We start from the raw sequence: 20600 nt of genomic DNA, 5'->3' as shown, positions 1-20600 counted from the left end.
TCCTCCTATCAAACGTGGAGCTGCGATTTCAAAGCTTCCTGGAGAACCTGAGAAAAGTTAATATTATGCTCAAGGGCAGCGGCATTAAGCCAAGCAGGAAGCGTAACAGTTCGATTGACGGATCGGTTCATCTGCGCCATTCGGATGGATGGCATATAAACATCGATCAGAACCGCGCGTTCGTTTGGCTGAATCTCAATTTTTGATAACGACGTTGGTGCGGGAATTTCCTCACCATCTTCTTCCAGACCATTAAGGACGCAACCAAGAAGTTCACGAGCGGATAACAGGGCATCATCATCGTTCGTGCCGCTGGTAGCGCAATTCAAGTCGGGAAAGGTTACGGCAATTTCCTGGCCGGATTCATAAGTGAAAATAGCGGGGTAGAAATAACGTTCTGTTTTTTTCATAGCAATACCTCCTCAATTAAGTTGTCAGGAGAGGCCGGGGCTATCTGAATCTTAGCCCCGACTGTGATTCAATGTTATCGAGCGTTTTTCTGGGGATGTCTTTGTCAGGATGTTTGACTGTTGTGCGCCCCTTCTTGGTTGGATGTTTATACTGGTGGTGGCTTCCCACCACATTTACTTCATACCAACCATCTGCTTTTAACATTTTGATCACTTCTCTTGATGAATAGCTTTTCATGTATGATGCCCTCCTGACAATATTATAATAACACATATAATTATATGTGTCAATAGAAAAAACAAATATTTTTGTATTTGTTTTAGAGAGGGTGATTATTATGAAAGCGACTTATCAAACAATCCAGGGAGATACCTGGGATATGATAGCTAAAAAGGTATATGGAGCTGAGAAACACATGGACTATTTGATGGAAAATAATTTTCCATTGTTAGATTATTTTATTTTTCCTGCCGGGATTACGGTGGCAACGCCGGAACTTCCTGCGGATTCACCGGATGATTTGCCACTATGGAGGTGAAGGGGGCCATATGAGCACAACCAGGAACAAACGCGTGAAAATTGCCTATAATGGAACCGTCGTGAATGAAATGCTTGATACATATCTGGAGCGGTTTTCTTATGTGGATTCAGTTGACGAATCCGACACGATTTCCTTGTCAGTCATAGACAGGGATCTAAAATGGGTAAATTCCTGGATCCCGCAAACAGGAGACATCATTACACCAACCATTGTGCTTGAGAACTGGAATTATAGCGGGGAGAAAATGGCATTCCTATGTGGGGCTTTTGTGGTCGATGATTTTGACTTTGCAGGCCCTCCAATAAAAGGAAACATCAATGGAGTGTCTGCCCCGGTAAATTCCAGCTTCAAAGAATCTGAGAACACAAAAACCTGGTCCCAGGCGACCTTACAGCTGATTGCGGGCGAGATTGCCGCCAGGTACGGGCTCGCCCTGGTTTATGATGTGCGAAAGGAAATCCAGATATCCAAGACCGAGCAAAGCCAGCAGACGGACAGCGACTTTATAAAACGACTTTGTGGAAAGTATGGTCTGGGGATTAAGGTATATGCAAACCGGCTGGTCATCTGGGACTATCTGGACTATTTTGCAAAGCCCCCGGTTATGACAATTACGCCAGACCAGGTATCTAAGTGGAGCTATAAAAGCACCATGCAGGGGACATACACCGGTGCGCGTGTGAGCTATACGAATCCGGGAAGCAAACAGACGGTGGATGTGCTCGTAGGAACCGAGGAGCGGCTTTATAAAACCACACAAAAGGCGGATAACGAAGCAGACGCCAGACTGATCGGAGAAGGAGCGATCCTGAATGCAAACCGAAAAGCGGCTACCATGCAGCTTACGCTCCCACCAAAGCTGTCTCTAGCCGCGACGAATACGGTTCGGCTATCTGGTTTTGGGAAGATGGACGGAAAATACTTTATTGAAAAGACTGCCCATAGCATTACAAAAAAATCCTATGGTATGCAGGTGAATTTAAGCAGAATCGTTACCGAAGCTGAAGGTGTGAACAGGCAGACAGGGATCGAAAAAAAGATGGCGGAGATTGTAAACGGAACGCCGGAGGGACCGGCGGACAGCGATACGGAGTGGTAGACAAGATGGATATTGTGCGAGTAGGGATTATATCAACGGTCAATCTGGAACAGGGTACGGCGCAGGTGTATTATCCGGACAGAGGCAGTACGACTGGGCAATTGCAGCTGTTTGCATTCCGGGCAGAGTTTTCTCCGCCGGCCGTCGGGGATCAGGTCGTGGTGTTGCATTTGTCAAATGATAGTAGTTCGGGGATCGTTATGGGACGATTCTGGGGAGAAGCAGATTTGCCGCCGGGCGGCGTGGATTACCGAAAAAATTTTGGCGCAGATGCCTATGAAGCCTTGGAGAATGGTGTATATACAGTCCGGGCGCCGGACATTCAGATGTGTGGAAGCGCTGGGAGCATATCGCTGGCGGAGTTGGTCGACTTAAAGCGTCGGGTAGAAGTGTTAGAAAGGGATGGTGGATAATGGTTGGACTATTTGGGGGGATCCGTTTCAGGGTTTCGGATAACCAGGTGCTGACATTTAAGAATCTGAAGCGTGAAATCTCTTCCACGTGGAACACGATGGATAGGATCGGCATAAAGCCATTGGTGGAATTTGGGGGACCGAACCTTCAAACGGCAAGTCTTGACATTGTACTGGATGCATCATTAGGAGTTCGACCGCAGAAGCTTCTTTCCAATTTGGAACGTATGACGGAATCTGGTGAAGCATACTCGCTGGTTTTGGGGCGCCAGGTGATCGGAAAAAACAAATGGGTGATTACAAAGTGTTCCCAAGCGTATGATATCATCCTGCGCAATGGAGGGGTATATAAGGCGACAGTTTCTCTGATGCTGCAGGAATATGTGTGAGGTGAGAAATGGAACGTTTTAAGATAACGGTTGAAAACACAGAACACGAGGAAGAACTGGTGCGCACGCTCACTGCGCTGTTCGGAACCAAGGCGGGAAGCCAGCCGGCGGACCGGGATTTTGGGATCTCATGGGAATGTCTGGATGACATACCCGAGGTGGCGGAGAATTTATTTTATCTGGAGGCGGTACAAAAGGTGGAAAAGTATGAGCCAAGGGTACAGATAAGGGATATCGTTTTTGCTCGTGATAACGGTGTGGTAACGGCAAGAATTTTCTTTACAGGAAAGGGGGCGGAATGATGGCAGAAGCATTGAAGAAACTGCATGACTTTCCGGACGTCAGCTTTATTGACAATATTAGTTTCACGGAAGTGCAGGAGCGTATGATAAAAAATTTTGAAAAGCGTTACCGGGAACTGACCGGGAAAGATATCAGCCTTGCTCCAGCTGATCCTTACCGGCTGATATTGTATGCCTGCGCAACAGAACTTTATCAGGGATTCCAGTACGAGGACCGAGCAGGAAAGATGGGATTGCTGAAATACAGTACAGGAGATTTTTTGGATAACCTTGCAGCAGTCAAAGGCGTTACAAGAAATGAAGCAAAGCCAGCTAGGACAACGATGCGCTTTACACTTTCTGCGGCAATCAGCAGAGATGCGAGGATCCCGGCAGGAATCCGTGTAAAAGGGCAGGACTTATATTTTGAAACAGTGCAGGAGGCCAGGATCCCGGCAGGAGATCTAACAGCAGAAGTGACGGCGGTGTGTCAGCTGAGTGGAATAACCGGAAATGGTTTTTTGCCTGGAGATATCCATACACTTGTAGATCCGCTTCCCTACACGCTGAGTGCAGAAAATACATCCATGACATCTGGAGGGGCGGACAGAGAAAGCGATGAAAGCCTTGCAGAACGCGTTTATCTCGCACCATCAGGATTTTCAACGGCTGGGCCTGCCGCATCTTATGAATACTGGGTTAAGACATACAGTTCAGCGATCGATGAATGCCGGGTTGTGTCGGAGGCTCCGGGCGAAGTTGACATCTATGTGACAGTGGAAGGGGATTTCCCGACGGATAGTTTTATGGAAGGCCTTGAGACGTATCTGAGGGATGAAAATATCCGTCCACTGACGGATAAAGTCGTGATCAAGAAACCGGAAAAGGTGGAGTATGAAATCGAATTTGTATACTACATAAGCCGCGCTGACCGGGATGTTGAGGAAACGGTGCAGGCAGCAGTGCAGACAGCGTGCGAGTCATATACCGAATGGCAGAAAACAATTGGGCGGGATATCACACCATCCAGGCTCATATATGAACTCATGCGTGCAGGCGCCCAGTCGGTGGAACTTGTAAAGCCCACATACAAGGAACTACTTGCTGGTCAGATGGCCATGGCAAAAACACCAGTGATCACATATGGAGGACTAAGAGATGGTTGACTATAAGCGTGGCGAGCTTTTACAAATCATACCAGTCAACCTGCTGTCACCGGAGGTGATGGCAATCAGTTATGCGGTTGAGGAGGAAAAACGCATATTTTTGCGGTATACAGCAGCAACAAGCCTTTACGCAGCAATAAGCGATGTACCGGAGTCGGTACTGGACTTGATGGCGCTTGAACTTAATGCACAGTATTATGAGCAGAATCTTCCTAGAAACGTAAAAGAACAGCTGGTAGAGCAGACGCTCTTGTGGTATATGCATGCTGGGACACCATCGGTATTGACAGAATTTTTAAAAACAATCATGGCAGGAGGATATATTAAAGAGTGGTACGAGTATGGAGGCGAACCGTATTTTTTTAATGCCTATGCCAGGGTGGATGAGAACATGGAACTCCCACTTGGATATGGCAAAAATGTAAAACAGCGGATCAACATCTATAAAAATGCAAGATCTTGGATGGAGTGGTTTTCCTTTGTGATCAACACGCAGGTTTTGGCTGTGGCCAGAGCGGGAAATCGCATGAAGATGCAGCTGTCTTTCTTCTCCAGGGATAACCAGCCGTTTTCTTTCTTGAATGGGCTCTGGACGCTGGGAGGGAGTCGGTATCTTAACGGGTACGAAGGGGAGGCGCTGGTTGATTTTTATCCGGTTCGGCAATCCCTGCGAATTGCAGCCGGGGCAGTATTCGAAGCCGCAAATATATGGAGTGTAAGAGCAAATACATCATATGTTGAGATGTTGGCGGAAGAGGCTATGCGCTTAAGCGGTTCGAAAAAAATGGATGTCAGTGCAGGCACTGTACTTGAAGTGACGGCGGAACATTCATACAATACTTTGACAGACAGTTATATGACAAAAATGAATCAGATGGATGATAGCTGGAAACTGAACGGCGACCGGAAACTGGATGGCGGCCGTTATATTTTATAAGGAGGGCGAATTATGGCCAACAGTAAATCAGCGATAACGGTAATAGGGAGACAGAAACTTTGTATGGCGCACTCTGGGGACAAAGCACTTCCGAGAATTGCAAAAATGGTTTGGGGTGACGGGGGTGTGGATGAAACCGGACAGCCGAAGACGACCACCGGAAACGAGGTGGGAATGTACAACAAACTGCTGGAAAAGGATATTGAAGGCCATGTTTACACAACAGAGGATAAAACAACCTGTAGGTATACGGCAACGCTGGAAAAAGGCGAACTGACAGGAAAAGAAATTTCTGAAATGGGCCTCGTGGACGAGGAGGGGGATCTGATTGCTTACCGTACATTCATGCGGAAGGGAAAAGATGAAGATATCCCGCAAATTTACGACATGGATGAAATTTTCTAAGGAGGTGTAGGTCATGGCATTTGTAATAAAAGATCCGCCGGAGTTCACTACGGATATCGAACAGTGGACGCGGGAGACATTGGCAGATGGTGTAGAAATGGCTAAGGTGCCAGAGGCGTTGCTGAACAATGATGTGTATTTAAGACAAGGGATTGAACGGGCAGCGGGGAGTCGTTCGGTCGCCCTCCCTGCTTCCGGCTGGAGCGGCACAGCCCCATACACGCAGACAGTCAGTGTAGCCGGTGTGACGGCGGAGGATGCACCGGTGATCGGCATCCTGATCGCAGAAGGCACCACGGCAGCGAATGTAAAGCTTCAGAATAAAGCCTGGGCTTGTGTGGATCGGGCAGTGACCGGGGCAGGGACGATCACGTTCTATTGTTATAATAAGAAACCGGGAAATGATTTTACGGTGAATGTGAAGGGGGTGTAGGAGATGGCAGAGAGTATCATCCAGAAGGCTGGAGGCGGTGCTGCATCGGATGAGTGTACGGCGGGGAAGGCACAGGTTCTTGCCGGGTATACAGCGGTGACGAAGGATTCCGGGGATGAGCCGGTGGCGGGGACGATGGCGCCCAACGGAAGTATGGACGCTTCACTCAATTGCGGACAGAGCAAGAAAATCCCAGCAGGTTATACGCCGGGCGGGACTGTCACGGCCAACAGTCTGGCCAGCCAGACCGGCGGCGCGACCGCGGAGGATAAGTACGTGTTAAACGGCAAGACTTACTGGAAGGACGGCGTAAAGCGGACCGGGAGTATGACGGTCGCATCCGTAGCGTCTTTTAGCGTAGCCCCTTACTCGACCAGCCAGGTCCTGGCGACATGGAAGAACCCAAGTAGGGGGCCATACAGCGGCATTGCGATCTGCGCAAAGGCAGGCAGCTATCCGGCAAATATCAACGATGGAAGGGTGTATACCGGCGTTGGAAGCAACAGCGCGGTGAACGGGACCAGCTCGCAGATCATTGGTGGTCTGGCGGCGGGGACAACTTACTATTTCCGCATCTGGGTTTACTGTACCTGTAGTGCGGGGGATCAGTACAGCGGGTACTTGCAGGCGACCTGTGCACCCACGGCGCATGGCCGACAGGCATTTACTGCTTCGGGGACGTTTACGGTACCGGCAGGAGTAAGAGTTATTAATATCCATTGTACTGGTGGCGGAGGCGGTGGTGACACCTCAACCGTCAGCGCTTTGAGCGGAGGTGGGGGAGGTTATACAGCTTACAAAAGCGGAATATCTGTTATGCCGGGGCAGAAAATAGATGTTGTTGTTGGAGCTGGAGGTGATGCAGGACTTTCTGGAGGGACTTCCCAGGCAGATAGCAATAGTATAACGTTAGTAGAGGCTCATGGAGGAAATGCAAGATACTATACGAATTACAATCCACCAAAATGGATGTATGTTCAAAGATATGGTGGATCAGGAGGTGGCGCACCTGGAGACGGGTACTCCAGCGGTCGAGAGCAATATGAGGCAGCTGGTGCTGGTGGCTCTGATGGAAGCCATGGATATGATAGCTTTTATGTTACAACACCTTCGAGCGCCGGGAACCATACTGCGGGTGGTTCTATGGCAGGAGGTGGACAAAAGACAACAACGCGTGAATTTGGGACAGGAACTCTGTATTCTGGCGGTGGAGGCGGAGGATACAATGGTAATGGCGGATCAAGCATACAAGCACCAGGAGGAGCCGGAGGCGGAGGGCATGGGGCAGCACGCGGCAACAATTGGAATGCCAGTGACGGTTCCGCTGGAACAGGCGGCGGCGGAGGTGGATGTTCTCCGGGAAAAACTAATGGTTATGCAGGAAACGGCGGTTCCGGCAACGTCATCATCACATGGTAAGGAAGGAGAACGATATGATAGTACATGAAGTGTTTGCCCAGGTATTCGAGGGCGAGGTAAAAAATGTAATGGTCTGTGAGAATTATCCAACAGCGGATTATCTCACCAAATGCACCTACGGCCCGGAGGCCTTCGCGGTGGATTGCCTGCAGTACCGTTGCAGCGCAGGAGATAAATACCACGACGGGTTCTTCTGGCATGTGGATCCGGAAACTGGAGAGGAGAAACAGGTCCCGTATGTGCCAACACAGGAACAGCAGGTAGCAGCACTGACAGCAGAGAATATGGAATTGACCCTGGCAATGGCAGAAGTGATCGGAGGTGGCTTAGATGCTTAGTAATATCCAGAAGAACATTATTATCAAGGCAGCGAGAATCCGTATGGAACGCGGTGAAGAACTGGAGGATATCCTGGGATCTTACTCTCGGTTGACCAAAGAGGAAAGGGCGGAGATCCTGGCAGAGATCCAGAGCTTCTGATAATGGTAATTATAGGGAAGCAGGAATGGCTTAAAATATAGCGTTTCAGGGTCCGGATGGAAAAGTGTGTCGGGCGGCAAACGCGTAAGATTAAGTAAAACATGATGGTAAGGATTGGATAATTACCATTATGGGAAGGAGACAGAATGGCAGAATGCGTATTGATGAAATCAGGCGGCGGAGCGGATCTGGATGTTGTGACGGCAGCCGCTGCAGATGTAGTGGCACCGAAAGTGATCGTCGGACCGGATGGCGAACCGGTGACCGGCACCATGGTTGACCGAGGGAACTGGAATTCTACTGAGCTGGCAGCTGGGGCATCGGTAACGATCCCTGCGGGCAGGCATGGAGGCAGCGGAAAGGTAACTGCAAAGAGCCTGGCAGCACAGACTGGAGGGGCAACAGCCACAGACCAGTATGTAAAGAGTGGTATGACCTATTGGAAGGATGGTGTGAAGCGGACTGGTACGATGACAGTATCCAGTGTCGTATCTTTTAGTGTTGCCCCTTATTCTACCTCACAGGTGATAGCAACCTGGAAGAACCCGGGTAAGGGGCCATATGGACATTTTACAATAGGGGCTAAAAAGGGACGATATCCGACCAGTGCAGCTGACAGTGATAAGGTTTGGTCAGGTGCTGGATCAAATTCAGCATTAAATGCCCAGAATTCAGCCATTGTCAGTGGGCTGGAGGCTGGGCAGTTGTATTATTTCAGCATATGGACCGAGTGTGATTGTTCGGGCGGCTGGATGACATCGTCACCATTGCATGCAACCTGCACGCCGACTGCTCATGGGAGGGCAGCATTCACTTCAAGCGGGACATTTTCAGTTCCTGCCAATGTCCGTTCCATCAACATCCATTGCACAGGCGGTGGCGGAGCGGGCATATCCTCAAAGAGAGGTGACAGTAATCATGATGTCTATGGGGGTGGAGGAGGCGGAGGGGGATATACCTCTTATCGTAACGGTATTTCTGTTTCCCCGGGACAAGCCATTATTGTCACGGTAGGCGGTGGCGGAGTTGCAAAAGCAGCTAATGATATTAGCGGAGCAGCTGGTGGTCAATCAAGTGCATCCTTAAATGGATCTATTTTGGTTTCAGCAGCAGGCGGGAAAGAAAGAACTCGAGGGTCCAGTTATTCAGGTCTATGGGGGTCAGATGGAGGCTCAGGAGGTGGTGCAGGGTCCCATTTGTATGCTTATAGTTCTGATCGTTATAGTGGAGGAACTGGTGGATCTGATGGATCTGCTGGAACATCGCCAACTCCAAGCGGATATGAAGGAAAAGGGCAAGGCATTACAACAAAAGAATTTGGAACCGGTACGTTATATGCTGGTGGAGGAGGAGCAGGAGGCGCAACAGCATATAACAGCTCGTCGGAAACTTATCCAATTACTTCTCCCGGAGCAGGAGGAGCGGGCGGTGGAGGAGCAGGAGGAGCAGCAGGTGCTAGTGGAAATCCTGGAACCGCCGGAACTGGTGGCGGCGGAGGAGGTGGCGGATATAATTATGCAAGAATGGGCGGAAGCGGTGGGTCCGGTAATGTCATTATAACATGGTAGTTTTGCACACTTCTGATAATAAGAATTATAGGGAAGTCCCCCTTGTGTTTTATTGGTTTCTGGTACATTTAAAAGTGATAATGCTGTAGTGCCTGCTGAAAAAAGTTGATTTTACGCTGTTTTGCCTCCTGATAATTCTTATTATCGGAGGTAAAGAAATGGCAGAATGTATCTTAATGAAAGCTGGGAGCGGAACAGGCTCTGATGAATGCACAGCAACTAAAGGGAATGTACTTGCTGGAAAGACCGCGGTGACATCCGACAGTGACGATGAAGCAGTTGCCGGGACAATGCCCAATAAGGGAACGTGGACTTCTCGGATCGGCGTAAATGGAAAGGCAGTGATCCCGGCAGGCTACCATAACGGTACAGGTTACGTGGACCAGGCCATCACGAACCGAGGCGCGGTAAGCGCATCTTTGGGTATCAATGGTACATATACGATCCCGGAGGGATATCACAACGGAGCCGGTAAGGTAACACAGAGCATTGCCACCATGGGAGCACAGACCGTAACACCGGGAAATAGCCAGAAGGTGGTATCCTGCTCTGGGAAGTACATGACCGGGAATGTGACAGTGCAGGCGGTGAGCAACCTCATTGCAGCGAATATTAAGAAAGGGGTGGTTGTAGGCGGGGTGACTGGGACATGGGAAGGGTATGTGGCAAATCCGACTGACATTTACAATAATGGTGCTACGTATTACGGAGTCACTACTAACAGCGGGAAGATGGAATCAAACTCGATAACGCTACCTGGTCAGGTTAATTCGGGAGCTGGTATTAACAGAAATTATATTTATACAACATCAAGCATAAATTTAACGGGATATACGGGTATCGCTGTGGAAACAGTGAATGCTAATCCGGATTTTGCTCGTGGTGGTATTAGAATTTTTAGAGGATCAAATTCATCTACTGCAGGAAATCTATTGGGGAGGAAAGGCGGTTCATCGTCTTCGAGTACCCCAATTGAGTTGGGGCATGGTGGCAACAAAGTAACAGTATACATACCTTTTACAGAAAATCACAATGTAGTTGATACAATTGGTGTGGGGTTCGATTTATACAGTGGTTCATCAATACAGCATTTTTACAGAGTTTGGCTATATTAACGCAACTAAAAAATTACAATAACCCGCCGCTTTTCATGCGGCTTAATTTATTTCACAAAAAGAAAGAGAGGACAAGACTATGAGTATCAAACACAAATCAGAAACCCCAACCACCCCCTACGGCCCGGCCACCGGCATCCCGACCCCGGAGCCAAAGAACGAGGCACTGAAGAAAGGCACGGGCCACGAATACACCAGCGACACCACCCCCGGCACCAGCAGGATCGTACAGCCCGGGCATATCCCTGGCGGCCCTGGTCATGCAGCCTGTGACCATGAATAAGAGAGAAAGGTGAGGTAGATGAAAAAAATGCGATTTGTAGATAAGTACAATGCGATTGTTGGAAGTCTGGTGGCAGTCGCCACGGCACTGTTGGGAGCATACTGGTATGTGTTTGCCGGATATCTTTTGCTGAATGTCCTGGATTGGGGGACCGGCTGGTATAAGGCGAGAAAAAAGAAAGAGGAGTCCAGCTACATCGGGCTGCGGGGAATCTTAAAAAAGGTCGGCTACTGGGTGATCATCCTGGTAGCTTTTTTGATGCCTGATCTGCTCATTGGACTGGGCAGGGATGTCCTTGGCATCAATCTGGATTTTTTAATGCTGTTTGGCTGGTTCACACTGGCATGTCTGCTGGTCAATGAGATCCGGAGTGTGCTGGAGAACCTGGTGGAGTGTGGTTATAACGTACCGGCATTCCTTATCAAAGGCCTGGCAGTGACAGAGAAGCTGCTGGAGGTGCAGACGGAAGACCGGACGAAGTGAGTCTGATCCGGCGCAACCCGTTGCGACCATCGCAACAAGCCATAACATCACAACTACATCACAACCCTGGCGGGCAGTAACAACCTGTCCGCCTTCCCCATATCATAATAGAAAAGAGGAAAAACAAAATGAGAGATATCAACTTATGCCACCCGCGCTTACAGACACTGGCATCAGAGTTCATGGCAGAATGCAGCCGCCAGGGCCTTAAGATCGCCATAGGCGAAACCCTGCGCACCGTAGCAGAGCAGGACGCCCTGTACGCCCAGGGCCGCACCAAGCCTGGCAATATCGTCACCAATGCCCCCGGCAGCAGCTACAGCTCCTACCACCAGTGGGGCACAGCTTTCGACATCTACCGCAACGACGGCGCCGGCGCTTACAACGAATCCGGCAACTTCTTCGGCCGAGCCGGAGCCATCGGCACAGCCCTGGGCCTGGAATGGGGAGGCAACTGGAAGTCCATCGTGGACAAGCCCCACTTCCAGCTTCCGGACTGGGGCAGCAGCACATCGGGCATCAAGAAGCTGTACGCCAACCCCGCAGAGTTTATGCGCACCTGGGAGCCGGAGGAGACCCGGATCGGCTGGATCAAGACCCCGCGCGGCTGGTGGTACCGGTACGCAGACGGCGCTTACCCGGCAAACAAATGGCTGACGATCAACCATCACTGGTACCTGTTCAACCCGGATGGCTACATGTGCACCGGCTGGCACCGCTGGAACGGCAGCGTATGCGACCCGGCGGATGGTTCCGGCGACTGGTACTATTTTGACAACACCGTAGATGGGCCGCTGGAAGGAGCCTGCTGGCACACCCATGAGAACGGGGCGCAGGAGATCTGGTACGTGGAGTAATAAAAAAATGGGCAGGCTTTATAATCGTGGTCTGCCCCAAAAATTACAAATGAATTGCAGAGTGATACAAGATGTAGAACTTTGGTAAAAAGCTTTAAATCTGTAAAACTTGTCTGATTTTCTATTCTATTTTTTCCCGATTGAGATAATGCCAATAAAATATTTACGTTACCATTATTAGAATTTTATGATTGAGCCGTTGTGGATGTATGGTATAATTATAGAATAAAATAAATAATGGATAGCAACGGTGATATAAAAAGAAAGGGATAGAAAAAATGACTGAAAATTTAAAAATATTAGGAGCGCTGGAAGACAGTATAAAATATGACATAGCCGAGAGGTTTGTTCAAACTTTTATTAGTTTATATCCAGATGTAAAGGGCGAATTATATTTAGGATACCCTATTTATGTTGACGAAATTGCAAACAGGAGGGTCTGTGTTGATTTGGCGTTAGTTTCGAAAATAGGGGTATATATTTTAAATATTTTGCCAGAACCAGTGACAGACTATGGAATGATACAAGACGATATTTATGCTAAGGTGGAATCAAAATTTAAAAAGCAAAATTTTTTATTTAGAAAACGCAAATTAATTTTTGATTTTTATACAGTAACTTATACACCTACTTCAATGGTAGAAGAAGATGGTTATCCATTGGTGCATGATATTAGTGAATTGATGGATTTTATTAAGGAGAATAAAGAAGATCAAGAGTTTACGGATGATTTGTATGAAAAAATTTTATCTGGGATTCAAGAGGCATATGGAATAAATACTCATAGAGAACGTGGCAATGTTAGAAATGGAACTAAGGCATTTGCAATTGGTCAATTGGCAAATCAGATAGAAAAATATGATGGTAGGCAAATGGAAGCTATACTCTCCGATACTGCAGGAATTCAGCGCATTAGAGGCATGGCTGGGAGTGGAAAAACTATAGTATTGGCAAGAAAGGCAGTTGAATTGCATACAGCGCATCCGGAATGGGATATAGTGGTAACATATTCGACACGGTCACTACGGAACCAATTAATTTCCTTGATTGGAAGATTTTATTCTGCTAAAAATGATGGGGCAAAATATAATGAAGAAAAATTGAAAGTAATGCAATCATGGGGGTCGGCATCTTCAAAAGGTGTTTATTATGAAATATGTCTTAGACATGGCATGTCTCCGTTGAATGTAGGAGAAGCAAAAGCTAAATATGGAAATGGAGCAAATATTTTTTCAAAATTGTGTGGTGACCTTTTAAAATCTATAAAAGATTTTCATAAAATGTATGATTGCATATTGATTGATGAAGCACAAGATTTTGACAAAAACTATTTGCAATTATGCTTGAAAGTTTTAGATAATAATCAAAGATTAGTATATGCCTATGATGAATTACAAAAACTGAATGAAGAAGCTATGCCTAACCCAGAGCAAATTTTTGGAAGAAATATTGACCATGATACTCCCCTTACGGTTTGTTACAGAAATCAGGGCAATGCTATAGTTACTGCACATGCAATTGGGATGGGATTATATAGTGAGGATGGGATTTTGCAGTTACCAAGTTCATCGTCAGTTTGGACAGCGATAGGATATTCTTCTGATACTCCAATATTAGAAGGGAAAAAAGTAACTCTATATAGAACGAAAGAAACAAGTCCGGAGTTGTTAAAGGTTAATCCAGATGAGATAATTCGATTTTTAAGTTATGATTCAGGAAAAGTTATGTATACAGAACTTTTGAAAATGATAAAACAAGATTTAGAGGTTGAGCAGCTGTTGCCGGGGGATATTATGATTATTGATATGGATACATTTGGTTATAGTACTAATCGTATTCGATTATCGAGTATTCAAGATCAACTCAATTTTGAAGCACAGGATGCGGCTGGATGGGACAATGAAAAAGAAGAGGAATATGATTTTAATCTTCATACAGCAGGTGCGGCTAATCCGGAGGATTTCTTTAGGGATGATTCTGTGGTTTATGCTAGTGTTAGGCGAGCCAAAGGTAACGAAACATTTATGATTTATATAGTGAATGCTCAAAAGTGTGTAAATTCGTTGCAACGTAGAAGTGACAGAAATGGATTATTTACTGCGATTACGCGTTCGAAGGGATGGGTTAGAGTACTCGGATATGGGGAAGACATGGAAATTTTAAATCAAGAATTTGAAAAAATCAAGAAACATGATTTTAAATTGTATTTTGAGGAATATCCAGATAAGGAAAAGCAAAAGCAGATTTTTCTAAATAATAAAGATGTAGAAGCTAAAGATATTAAAACCATTGGAAATACTAAAATATTAATTGATAAATTAACGGTTGAAGGTAATGTTTCAAAATTGCAATTAATGCAGGAACTTTTTGGAATGAGTAAAGAAGAATTATTAGAAGAAATTACGAAACAAGCAGGGGGAGAAGAACATGAAAACGTCTAAGACTGTAAAGGCCATCTTAGATGATATGAATAAAACAATAACCGAACTACAAAATAAAGCCTTAGTGCGAGATGTAAGAGGTATTTCAGATAGAACTGTGTCAGGGGGGTTACATGAAATATCATATCCAGGCAAGAATGAATCTGGTAGTATTATATTTGACAAACATATTACTGGTACGAAAATAATTAATGCTTTATTAAAGGGCTTACAATATAATCTTATTTTATATGATAAGGGGCTTATTCAAGCGGAATTTTTAGTAAATCATGACAAAATAGTTAAAGAACGCTTGGTGTTTATTAAAAAGCATAATAAAATATGGAACATGTCAGAAATTGAAGAACATGAAATATTAGAAGAAGACTGGTTCGATGATGAAGATGGTATACCAATTATGCTCAGAATTGATTATGCACCAGATGATCATGTTGACGGGGATCATGCGGCAGCACATTTGACAATATCAAATCATGAAAGTTGCAGAATTCCTATAAAAGGAATTGTCACTTTTTCGGAATTTATCAGATTGATTCTATTTCATTTTTATAATATAAAATTAGAACAAAAGGTCTGGCGTTTTAATGATGAGGAGACAATAACTAGCCTAGAACGGAAAATGTTACATATAAACTGGGAATAAACTTTAAAGTAGAATTAAGCTTAGAACGGCAGGCGCGGAGCTTCACCTGCCGTTGAAATGAGATAGCATGAAATCGCATATAAACATTTTTCATGATTTTGATTGAGATATATTTAATTCTGTTTTAATGTATTTATGATTCCCGGTAGAATTAATAGCAAAAAAATAATTTGGCTATTCTGGATATCTCTTTAAGCAAGTGATTTCTATCAATCTTGTAAATTGTCCCGGTTAGTTTGATTTCGATGCATTCTGTATCTGCGTTACACTTTCCTGTTATCTTCTCAGATCCACAGACAATATGATTTATTTTTACAACACATATACAATTCTTTTTGTTCATAAATACCTCCATATTTTTCGCTAAAATAAGTTCATTTTTTTATTATGCGTCCGGACAGAATCCTCGTTGGTGAAGTGCGGGGAAAGGAATGTCTGGATATGCTGCAGGCGTTGAATACCGGTCATTCAGGAAGCCTTTCCACCGGGCATGGCAACAGTCCCAGGGACATGCTGACCCGCCTGGAAACCATGACGCTGATGGCTGCGGATCTGCCGTTAGCGGCAGTGCGGAGCCAGATTGCGTCGGCCATAGATATCCTGGTGCATTTGGGCAGGCTCCGGGATAAGAGCAGGCGGGTGCTGGAGATTGTGGAAGTTGGAGCTTATGTGGACGGAGAGATACAGCTGAATCCGCTGTACCGGTTTGTGGAAGAGGCAGGAGATGAGCCTGCATTGAAAGAGGCGGGTGATGGCGGAAAAAAGATACCTGAGGAAGGAGCCAGGAAGAATGAGAAGCAGAGTAACGGTGAGAAAAACGGTTTTAGACGGGAGGAACGGGTCAGGGGAAGGCTCGTCCGGGTGGGGAAGCTGCAGGCGGTCGAAAAGCTCCGGTCAGCAGGTTATCCGGTATGACCGCTACCGGCTGTCCCTGCCGGAGCTGTTCACAGGTCTTTTTAAAGGCGCGGCGGTGTGCGGGCTGTTGGCTTATACGTTTTACCGCAGCATGACGGCGTTTTATCTGATGCTTCCGCTGGGAATTCTGTTTCCGGTATATGAGAGCCGCAGGCTGAAGGAAAAGAGGCTGCTTTTGCTGGCACAGCAGTTTAAGGAGAGCATGGTGATCCTGGCATCCTCCCTGAGCGCCGGATTTTCTTTGGAGAATGCCCTGGCAGTCAGCCGGGAGGAACTGATCATGCTTTACGGAGAAGAGGGGATGATCACCCGGGAATTTGCAGGGATGGTGCAGCAGATCCGCATGAACCGGGCGATCGAACAGGTTTTGGAGGACTTTTCCAGGAGGAGCGGTCTGGAGGATGTTCAGAATTTTTCTGAAGTCTTTTCTGTGGCAAAGAGGAGCGGAGGCGACTTAAGCGGTATCATGCGGCATACGGCAGAGGTCATACGGGACAAGATGCAGGTGAAAGAGGAGATCAGGACACTGACAGCATCCCGTCAGTTTGAACAGAGGATCATGAACCTGATCCCATTTTTCATTGTTTTTTATGTGGAGGGTTCTTCACCCGGGTTTTTTGATCAGATGTATGGTACGGGTATGGGCAGGATTTTGATGACGGGATGTCTGATCACATATCTGATATCGTTTTTGATGGCCCGGCGGATTCTGGCGATTGAAGTGTAAACGTCATTGTTAGGTAATACATATGGGAGGGTAAAGATGAGTGATAAAAAGAAAAGGAATGGTGGAGAAACCGCTCTGTGGCGGCGGTGGCTGCTTCCATTTCTGTGTGTGACAGGCAGTGTGGGGCTGTATCTGGCTCTGACGGTGGCGGGGCCGTCAGAGGGACCGGTGTCGGGAGACGGCAGAGTAGCCCGGGAAGGATACGGCGGGGGAGAGCAGGAATATCAGATAATGGTGGAAGGACTGGAGGAACAGGAAGTTTCAGTGACGGTGCAGGTCAGTCCGCGCCGGTATACAAAAGCAGAGGCGGATCAGGTGTTTTACGAAATCATGGACGGGATGGAGGAACGTATCCGCGCAGGGAACCCTTCCCTGATGGCGGTGATGTCGGATCTGAAGCTGCCGACCCGGCTGGATGGGGCTGGTGTGAGGCTGCGCTGGCAATCGTCGGACCCGGACATCCTGTCTTCCTCCGGCCATTTAAAAGAAACGGTAAAGGAAGAACAGAATGTGATCCTTTATGTGGAGCTGTCGGATGGAGATCATCATGGAGAATTTGAAGTACCGGTCCGTCTGGTCCCTATAGCGCTGACGCCGGAAGAAGCGCGTCTGGCGGCATTTCAGGAGGAAGTCAGACGACAGGATGAAAACCAGCAGGCGCAAGAATATCTGAAACTGCCCTCAGAATATGAAGGGAGGTCGCTTCGCTATCGTACAGAGGAAGGAAACAGTTATGCGGTGCTGCCGGTACTGGGAATCCTGATGGCCTGCCTGCTGGCGGCAAGGGGACAGGCGTCCGGCAGGGAAAAGGAGAAGAAGCGTGAACAGGAACTGCTTCTGGATTATGCGGAGCTGCTCTCCAAGCTGATGATATTTATCGGTGCGGGAATGACGATCCGGAATGCATGGGAGCGGATGGTGAAGGATTATGAGGCAGGGCTGAAACAGGGCAGGCAGAGGAAACGCGCCGCTTATGAGGAGATGAGGCAGACATACTATCAGCTCATAAACGGAACGCCGGAGGGAACCGCTTACCGGGAGTTTGGAAAACGGTGCAGGCTTCAGCCGTATTTGAAGCTGAGCAGCCTGTTGGAGCAGAACAGGAAGGCAGGTACAAAGAATCTCAGGGCGATTCTTCAGACAGAGATGGCAGATGCATTTGAGATGCGGAAGAATCTGGCGCGCAGGTTGGGGGAGGAGGCGGGAACCAAGCTGCTGCTGCCGCTGTTTTTGATGCTGGGGATCGAGATGGTGATGATCATGGTACCAGCCATGATGACGATGGGATGAAAAAGGAGGTTGTATGATGAAGGTAATGAATGAGGTTCGGGAGTTTTTGCGGCAGGAAGACGGTGTAGGAGTGATCGAAGTGGTGCTGATCCTGGTGGTCCTGATTGGGTTGGTGATCATTTTTAAGTCTCAGATCACAGCGCTTCTGGAAAGTATTTTTAAGGAAATCAACAGTCAGTCAAAGGAAGTTTACTGATGAAAAGGGGGACAGGGGCGAGGCATCAGGCCGACGGACAAGTGACGGTATTTATCAGCCTGATCATGATGTGTATGTTTGCTTTTTTCTGCGTCCTGCTGGAATCGGCGCGGACTGCGGGGGCACGGTGGTATCTTCAGACGGCGGCATCCTCTGCGATGGATTCTGTATTCAGCCAATATCACCGGCAGCTCTGGGATTCTTACCGGCTGTTGTTTGCGGAGTACGACGGGGAGGAAGAGCTGGGGGCGGATTTTGCAGCATTTATACAGCCTTATCTGGAAACAAAGAACTGGTATCCGATGGAGTTTGAATCAGCTTCTGCGGAAAGTGTTTTGAGAGCTACAGATGAGGGCGGATTGTATTTTGAACAGGAAATCCTGGATTATATGAAATACGGTGTCTGGAATCTGGATTTTGATGCATCGACGGTGGATGGACTTTGGGACAGTGCGAAGGAAGCTGCAGCGGTGAAGGATGTGGCGGCGGCCTACCGGGGACACGCAAAGGAAGCGCTGAAGCTGGAGAAATCTTTGGAGGCGATCAGCAAAAGCCTGGCAGAACAGGAAGCAAAAAAACGGGAAGGGATGTCAAGGCTGAATGCGTATGACGGACCGGGATTTCGAAGGACTGCGGGAAAGCTGATCAAGGAGATGGAGCGGATGCCCGGACTGGTGGAAACATACCGGAAACGGGCGGATGAGCTGGCGCGGGGGCTGGAGAAAAGCCGTGCGTCATATGAAGGGAAAAGCCAGGAGTGCAGCGCCCAGGTCCGGCAGCTTTTGGAGCAGGAGATCCAGGAGTATGAAGCTTATGTAGCTGTTGACGGGCAGCGCCGCCGGGAGATCGAAGCGCTGGAACCTCTGTCTGGTGAGCAGATCCAGCTGGTGAGGCAGGTGATAGAAGAGGCAAAGGAGGTAGAGCGCACGATCGATGAATGGGAGGACGACGATGAGGACGATGACGGACCGGATTTGAATGCGCTGTGGCGTCCGGTAAAGCGTCATTTTGACCGTCTGGAGATCCGGAAGCTCTCCTTCGCCCATGGAGTGAAGGATAAAGAGAAGGAGGGCTGGCTGAACCAGGTGGAGGGCATGTACCAATCGGGACTATTGTCGCTTGTGGTGCCGGAGGGCGCGGTTGTTTCTGAGAAAAAAGCCAATATGACAGAGGCGCCGTCTAAGACGGAGATGTTTTCGGAGGACAGCCGGAGTATCCGTTTTCTGGACCATCTGCTGGTAAATGAGTACTGCGGTCAGTTCTTTAAGAATTTCTGTTCTCAGCTGGAAAATACAGAAGGGGCTGATCAAAGCAATAATGCCGCCGGAGGCCGGGAGAAGACTGTACTGGACTATGAGGTGGAATATCTGATCGGCGGCAGGGAGACGGATGAGGGCAACTTAACAGACGTGGTTCAGCGTCTCCTTGCGATCCGGGAAGGTCTGAATTTTGTACATATACTTTCGGATCCTCAGAAACGTGCGGAGGCGAGGAACCTGGCTATGGCGGTCACCGGGGCGGCGGCAGCCACTCCCCTTCTGCTGGTGACTGCATTTTTTATCATGTCGGTGTGGGCGCTGGGGGAAGCGCTGATGGATGTCCGGGGATTACTGGCCGGGAAAAAGGTTGCGCTGATAAAATCCAAAGAGGACTGGAGCCTGGAACTGGATCATCTGCTGGAAATGGGAAAGAGCAGAAATGTGGAACCGGGGGGCAGACAACAGGGATTAAACTATCTGTCGTGGCTGAAGATCCTGCTTTTTATGGAAAAGATCATACCACAGGAGTACCGGATGATGGATCTGATGCAGATGAACCTGATGCAGGGGCAGGGAAGCTTCCGGATGCGGCGGGGCGTGTACCAGGTGGAAATGGACGGGAAGATTTGTGGAAAACATGTATTCTTTTCCCTTGGCTTTGTGGAAAAACTGCTGGGAGAGACGGATCACGTGTATCCCATGACGGTAAAGGCGGAGCGCGCTTATTGAGACAGATTGCCAGCTTTGAGCGGATTTGAGAAAACATTGTAGAAGAAAGGGGGCAGGGAGGAATGTCTTTTTCCATGGCGGCCATTCAAAAAGATCTGAACTATTGTCTACGTTTCCGTA

The 20600-nt window shown here is 47.8% G+C and carries 25 protein-coding genes and 1 pseudogene; 24 read left to right on the top strand and 2 right to left on the bottom strand.

The window, feature by feature from the left end:
• Nucleotides 1-8: 8 nt before the first annotated feature.
• Nucleotides 9-410, bottom strand: a complete 402-nt coding sequence (locus AB1I67_RS03010) for a type II toxin-antitoxin system HicB family antitoxin (RefSeq protein WP_367028335.1) — start codon at nt 408-410, stop codon at nt 9-11.
• A gap of 40 nt (nt 411-450) precedes the next feature.
• Nucleotides 451-648, bottom strand: coding sequence for a type II toxin-antitoxin system HicA family toxin (locus AB1I67_RS03005; RefSeq protein WP_367028334.1), 198 nt, complete (start codon nt 646-648; stop codon nt 451-453).
• A gap of 100 nt (nt 649-748) precedes the next feature.
• Between AB1I67_RS03005 and AB1I67_RS03000 the strand changes: the two genes are divergently transcribed.
• The 24 genes and pseudogenes from AB1I67_RS03000 (at nt 749) to AB1I67_RS02885 (ending at nt 20480) form a co-directional block, all read left to right on the top strand.
• Nucleotides 749-949 carry a tail protein X gene (locus AB1I67_RS03000; protein ID WP_367028333.1) on the top strand — a complete coding sequence of 67 codons (201 nt, stop codon included), beginning with the start codon at nt 749-751 and terminating at the stop codon, nt 947-949.
• 10 nt (nt 950-959) lie between these two features.
• A complete protein-coding gene (locus AB1I67_RS02995; RefSeq protein ID WP_367028332.1) occupies nt 960-2051 on the top strand; it encodes a contractile injection system protein, VgrG/Pvc8 family in 1092 nt (363 codons plus the stop codon).
• A 5-nt stretch (nt 2052-2056) separates the two neighbouring features.
• Nucleotides 2057-2464: a hypothetical protein gene (locus tag AB1I67_RS02990; protein WP_367028331.1), complete on the top strand. Its 408-nt coding sequence runs from the start codon at nt 2057-2059 to the stop codon at nt 2462-2464.
• Entirely contained in the window at nt 2464-2853 is a 390-nt protein-coding gene (locus AB1I67_RS02985; protein WP_367028330.1) for a phage tail protein, read from the top strand. The genes AB1I67_RS02990 and AB1I67_RS02985 overlap by 1 nt, the downstream gene beginning before the upstream one ends.
• Before the next feature lie 8 nt (nt 2854-2861).
• A complete protein-coding gene (locus AB1I67_RS02980) occupies nt 2862-3155 on the top strand; it encodes a hypothetical protein (protein ID WP_367028329.1) in 294 nt (97 codons plus the stop codon).
• A complete protein-coding gene (locus tag AB1I67_RS02975) occupies nt 3152-4300 on the top strand; it encodes a baseplate J/gp47 family protein (RefSeq protein ID WP_367028328.1) in 1149 nt (382 codons plus the stop codon). Before AB1I67_RS02980 ends, AB1I67_RS02975 begins: the two co-directional genes overlap by 4 nt.
• Nucleotides 4293-5237, top strand: coding sequence for a phage tail protein (locus AB1I67_RS02970; protein WP_367028327.1), 945 nt, complete (start codon nt 4293-4295; stop codon nt 5235-5237). The genes AB1I67_RS02975 and AB1I67_RS02970 overlap by 8 nt, the downstream gene beginning before the upstream one ends.
• Nucleotides 5238-5249: 12 nt before the next feature.
• The gene (locus AB1I67_RS02965; protein ID WP_367028326.1) at nt 5250-5642 is read left to right on the top strand and encodes a hypothetical protein; all 393 of its coding nucleotides are present in this window, start codon (nt 5250-5252) and stop codon (nt 5640-5642) included.
• 13 nt (nt 5643-5655) lie between these two features.
• On the top strand, nt 5656-6075 hold the full coding sequence (locus tag AB1I67_RS02960) for a hypothetical protein (protein ID WP_367028325.1): 420 nt from the start codon (nt 5656-5658) through the stop codon (nt 6073-6075).
• Nucleotides 6076-6078: 3 nt separating this feature from the next.
• Nucleotides 6079-7494, top strand: coding sequence for a glycine-rich domain-containing protein (locus tag AB1I67_RS02955; protein ID WP_367028324.1), 1416 nt, complete (start codon nt 6079-6081; stop codon nt 7492-7494).
• A 14-nt stretch (nt 7495-7508) separates the two neighbouring features.
• Complete coding sequence (locus AB1I67_RS02950) at nt 7509-7832, top strand: hypothetical protein (protein WP_367028323.1); 324 nt, start codon at nt 7509-7511, stop codon at nt 7830-7832.
• On the top strand, nt 7825-7974 hold the full coding sequence (locus AB1I67_RS02945) for a hypothetical protein (protein ID WP_367028322.1): 150 nt from the start codon (nt 7825-7827) through the stop codon (nt 7972-7974). Before AB1I67_RS02950 ends, AB1I67_RS02945 begins: the two co-directional genes overlap by 8 nt.
• 146 nt (nt 7975-8120) lie before the next feature.
• Complete coding sequence (locus AB1I67_RS02940) at nt 8121-9542, top strand: glycine-rich domain-containing protein (RefSeq protein WP_367028321.1); 1422 nt, start codon at nt 8121-8123, stop codon at nt 9540-9542.
• A gap of 158 nt (nt 9543-9700) precedes the next feature.
• The gene (locus tag AB1I67_RS02935; protein WP_367028320.1) at nt 9701-10657 is read left to right on the top strand and encodes a hypothetical protein; all 957 of its coding nucleotides are present in this window, start codon (nt 9701-9703) and stop codon (nt 10655-10657) included.
• Between the two features lie 79 nt (nt 10658-10736).
• Nucleotides 10737-10940 carry a hypothetical protein gene (locus tag AB1I67_RS02930; RefSeq protein ID WP_367028319.1) on the top strand — a complete coding sequence of 68 codons (204 nt, stop codon included), beginning with the start codon at nt 10737-10739 and terminating at the stop codon, nt 10938-10940.
• A gap of 18 nt (nt 10941-10958) precedes the next feature.
• Entirely contained in the window at nt 10959-11423 is a 465-nt protein-coding gene (locus AB1I67_RS02925; protein WP_367028318.1) for a phage holin family protein, read from the top strand.
• 128 nt (nt 11424-11551) lie between these two features.
• Nucleotides 11552-12280 (top strand): M15 family metallopeptidase, encoded by a 729-nt coding sequence (locus AB1I67_RS02920; protein ID WP_367028317.1) that lies wholly within the window; start codon nt 11552-11554, stop codon nt 12278-12280.
• Between the two features lie 278 nt (nt 12281-12558).
• On the top strand, nt 12559-14721 hold the full coding sequence (locus AB1I67_RS02915; protein WP_367028316.1) for an ATP-binding domain-containing protein: 2163 nt from the start codon (nt 12559-12561) through the stop codon (nt 14719-14721).
• On the top strand, nt 14708-15364 hold the full coding sequence (locus tag AB1I67_RS02910) for a DUF2290 domain-containing protein (RefSeq protein ID WP_367028315.1): 657 nt from the start codon (nt 14708-14710) through the stop codon (nt 15362-15364). Before AB1I67_RS02915 ends, AB1I67_RS02910 begins: the two co-directional genes overlap by 14 nt.
• A 387-nt stretch (nt 15365-15751) precedes the next feature.
• Nucleotides 15752-16279 (top strand): annotated as a pseudogene (locus tag AB1I67_RS02905) (ATPase, T2SS/T4P/T4SS family); the annotation flags it as partial.
• 91 nt (nt 16280-16370) lie between these two features.
• On the top strand, nt 16371-17006 hold the full coding sequence (locus AB1I67_RS02900; protein WP_367029137.1) for a type II secretion system F family protein: 636 nt from the start codon (nt 16371-16373) through the stop codon (nt 17004-17006).
• Between the two features lie 36 nt (nt 17007-17042).
• The gene (locus AB1I67_RS02895) at nt 17043-18296 is read left to right on the top strand and encodes a hypothetical protein (RefSeq protein WP_367028314.1); all 1254 of its coding nucleotides are present in this window, start codon (nt 17043-17045) and stop codon (nt 18294-18296) included.
• Between the two features lie 13 nt (nt 18297-18309).
• Entirely contained in the window at nt 18310-18492 is a 183-nt protein-coding gene (locus tag AB1I67_RS02890; RefSeq protein WP_367028313.1) for a Flp1 family type IVb pilin, read from the top strand.
• Nucleotides 18492-20480, top strand: a complete 1989-nt coding sequence (locus AB1I67_RS02885; RefSeq protein WP_367028312.1) for a DUF5702 domain-containing protein — start codon at nt 18492-18494, stop codon at nt 20478-20480. The genes AB1I67_RS02890 and AB1I67_RS02885 overlap by 1 nt, the downstream gene beginning before the upstream one ends.
• Nucleotides 20481-20600 lie beyond the last annotated feature (120 nt).

Origin of the sequence: Clostridium sp. AN503 (genome assembly GCF_040719375.1) — a bacterium.
In the GTDB taxonomy this organism is placed as follows: domain Bacteria; phylum Bacillota; class Clostridia; order Lachnospirales; family Lachnospiraceae; genus Brotaphodocola.
The sequence above is the reverse complement of the archived record's forward strand: the minus strand, read 5'-3'. Positions and strand labels throughout refer to the sequence as shown.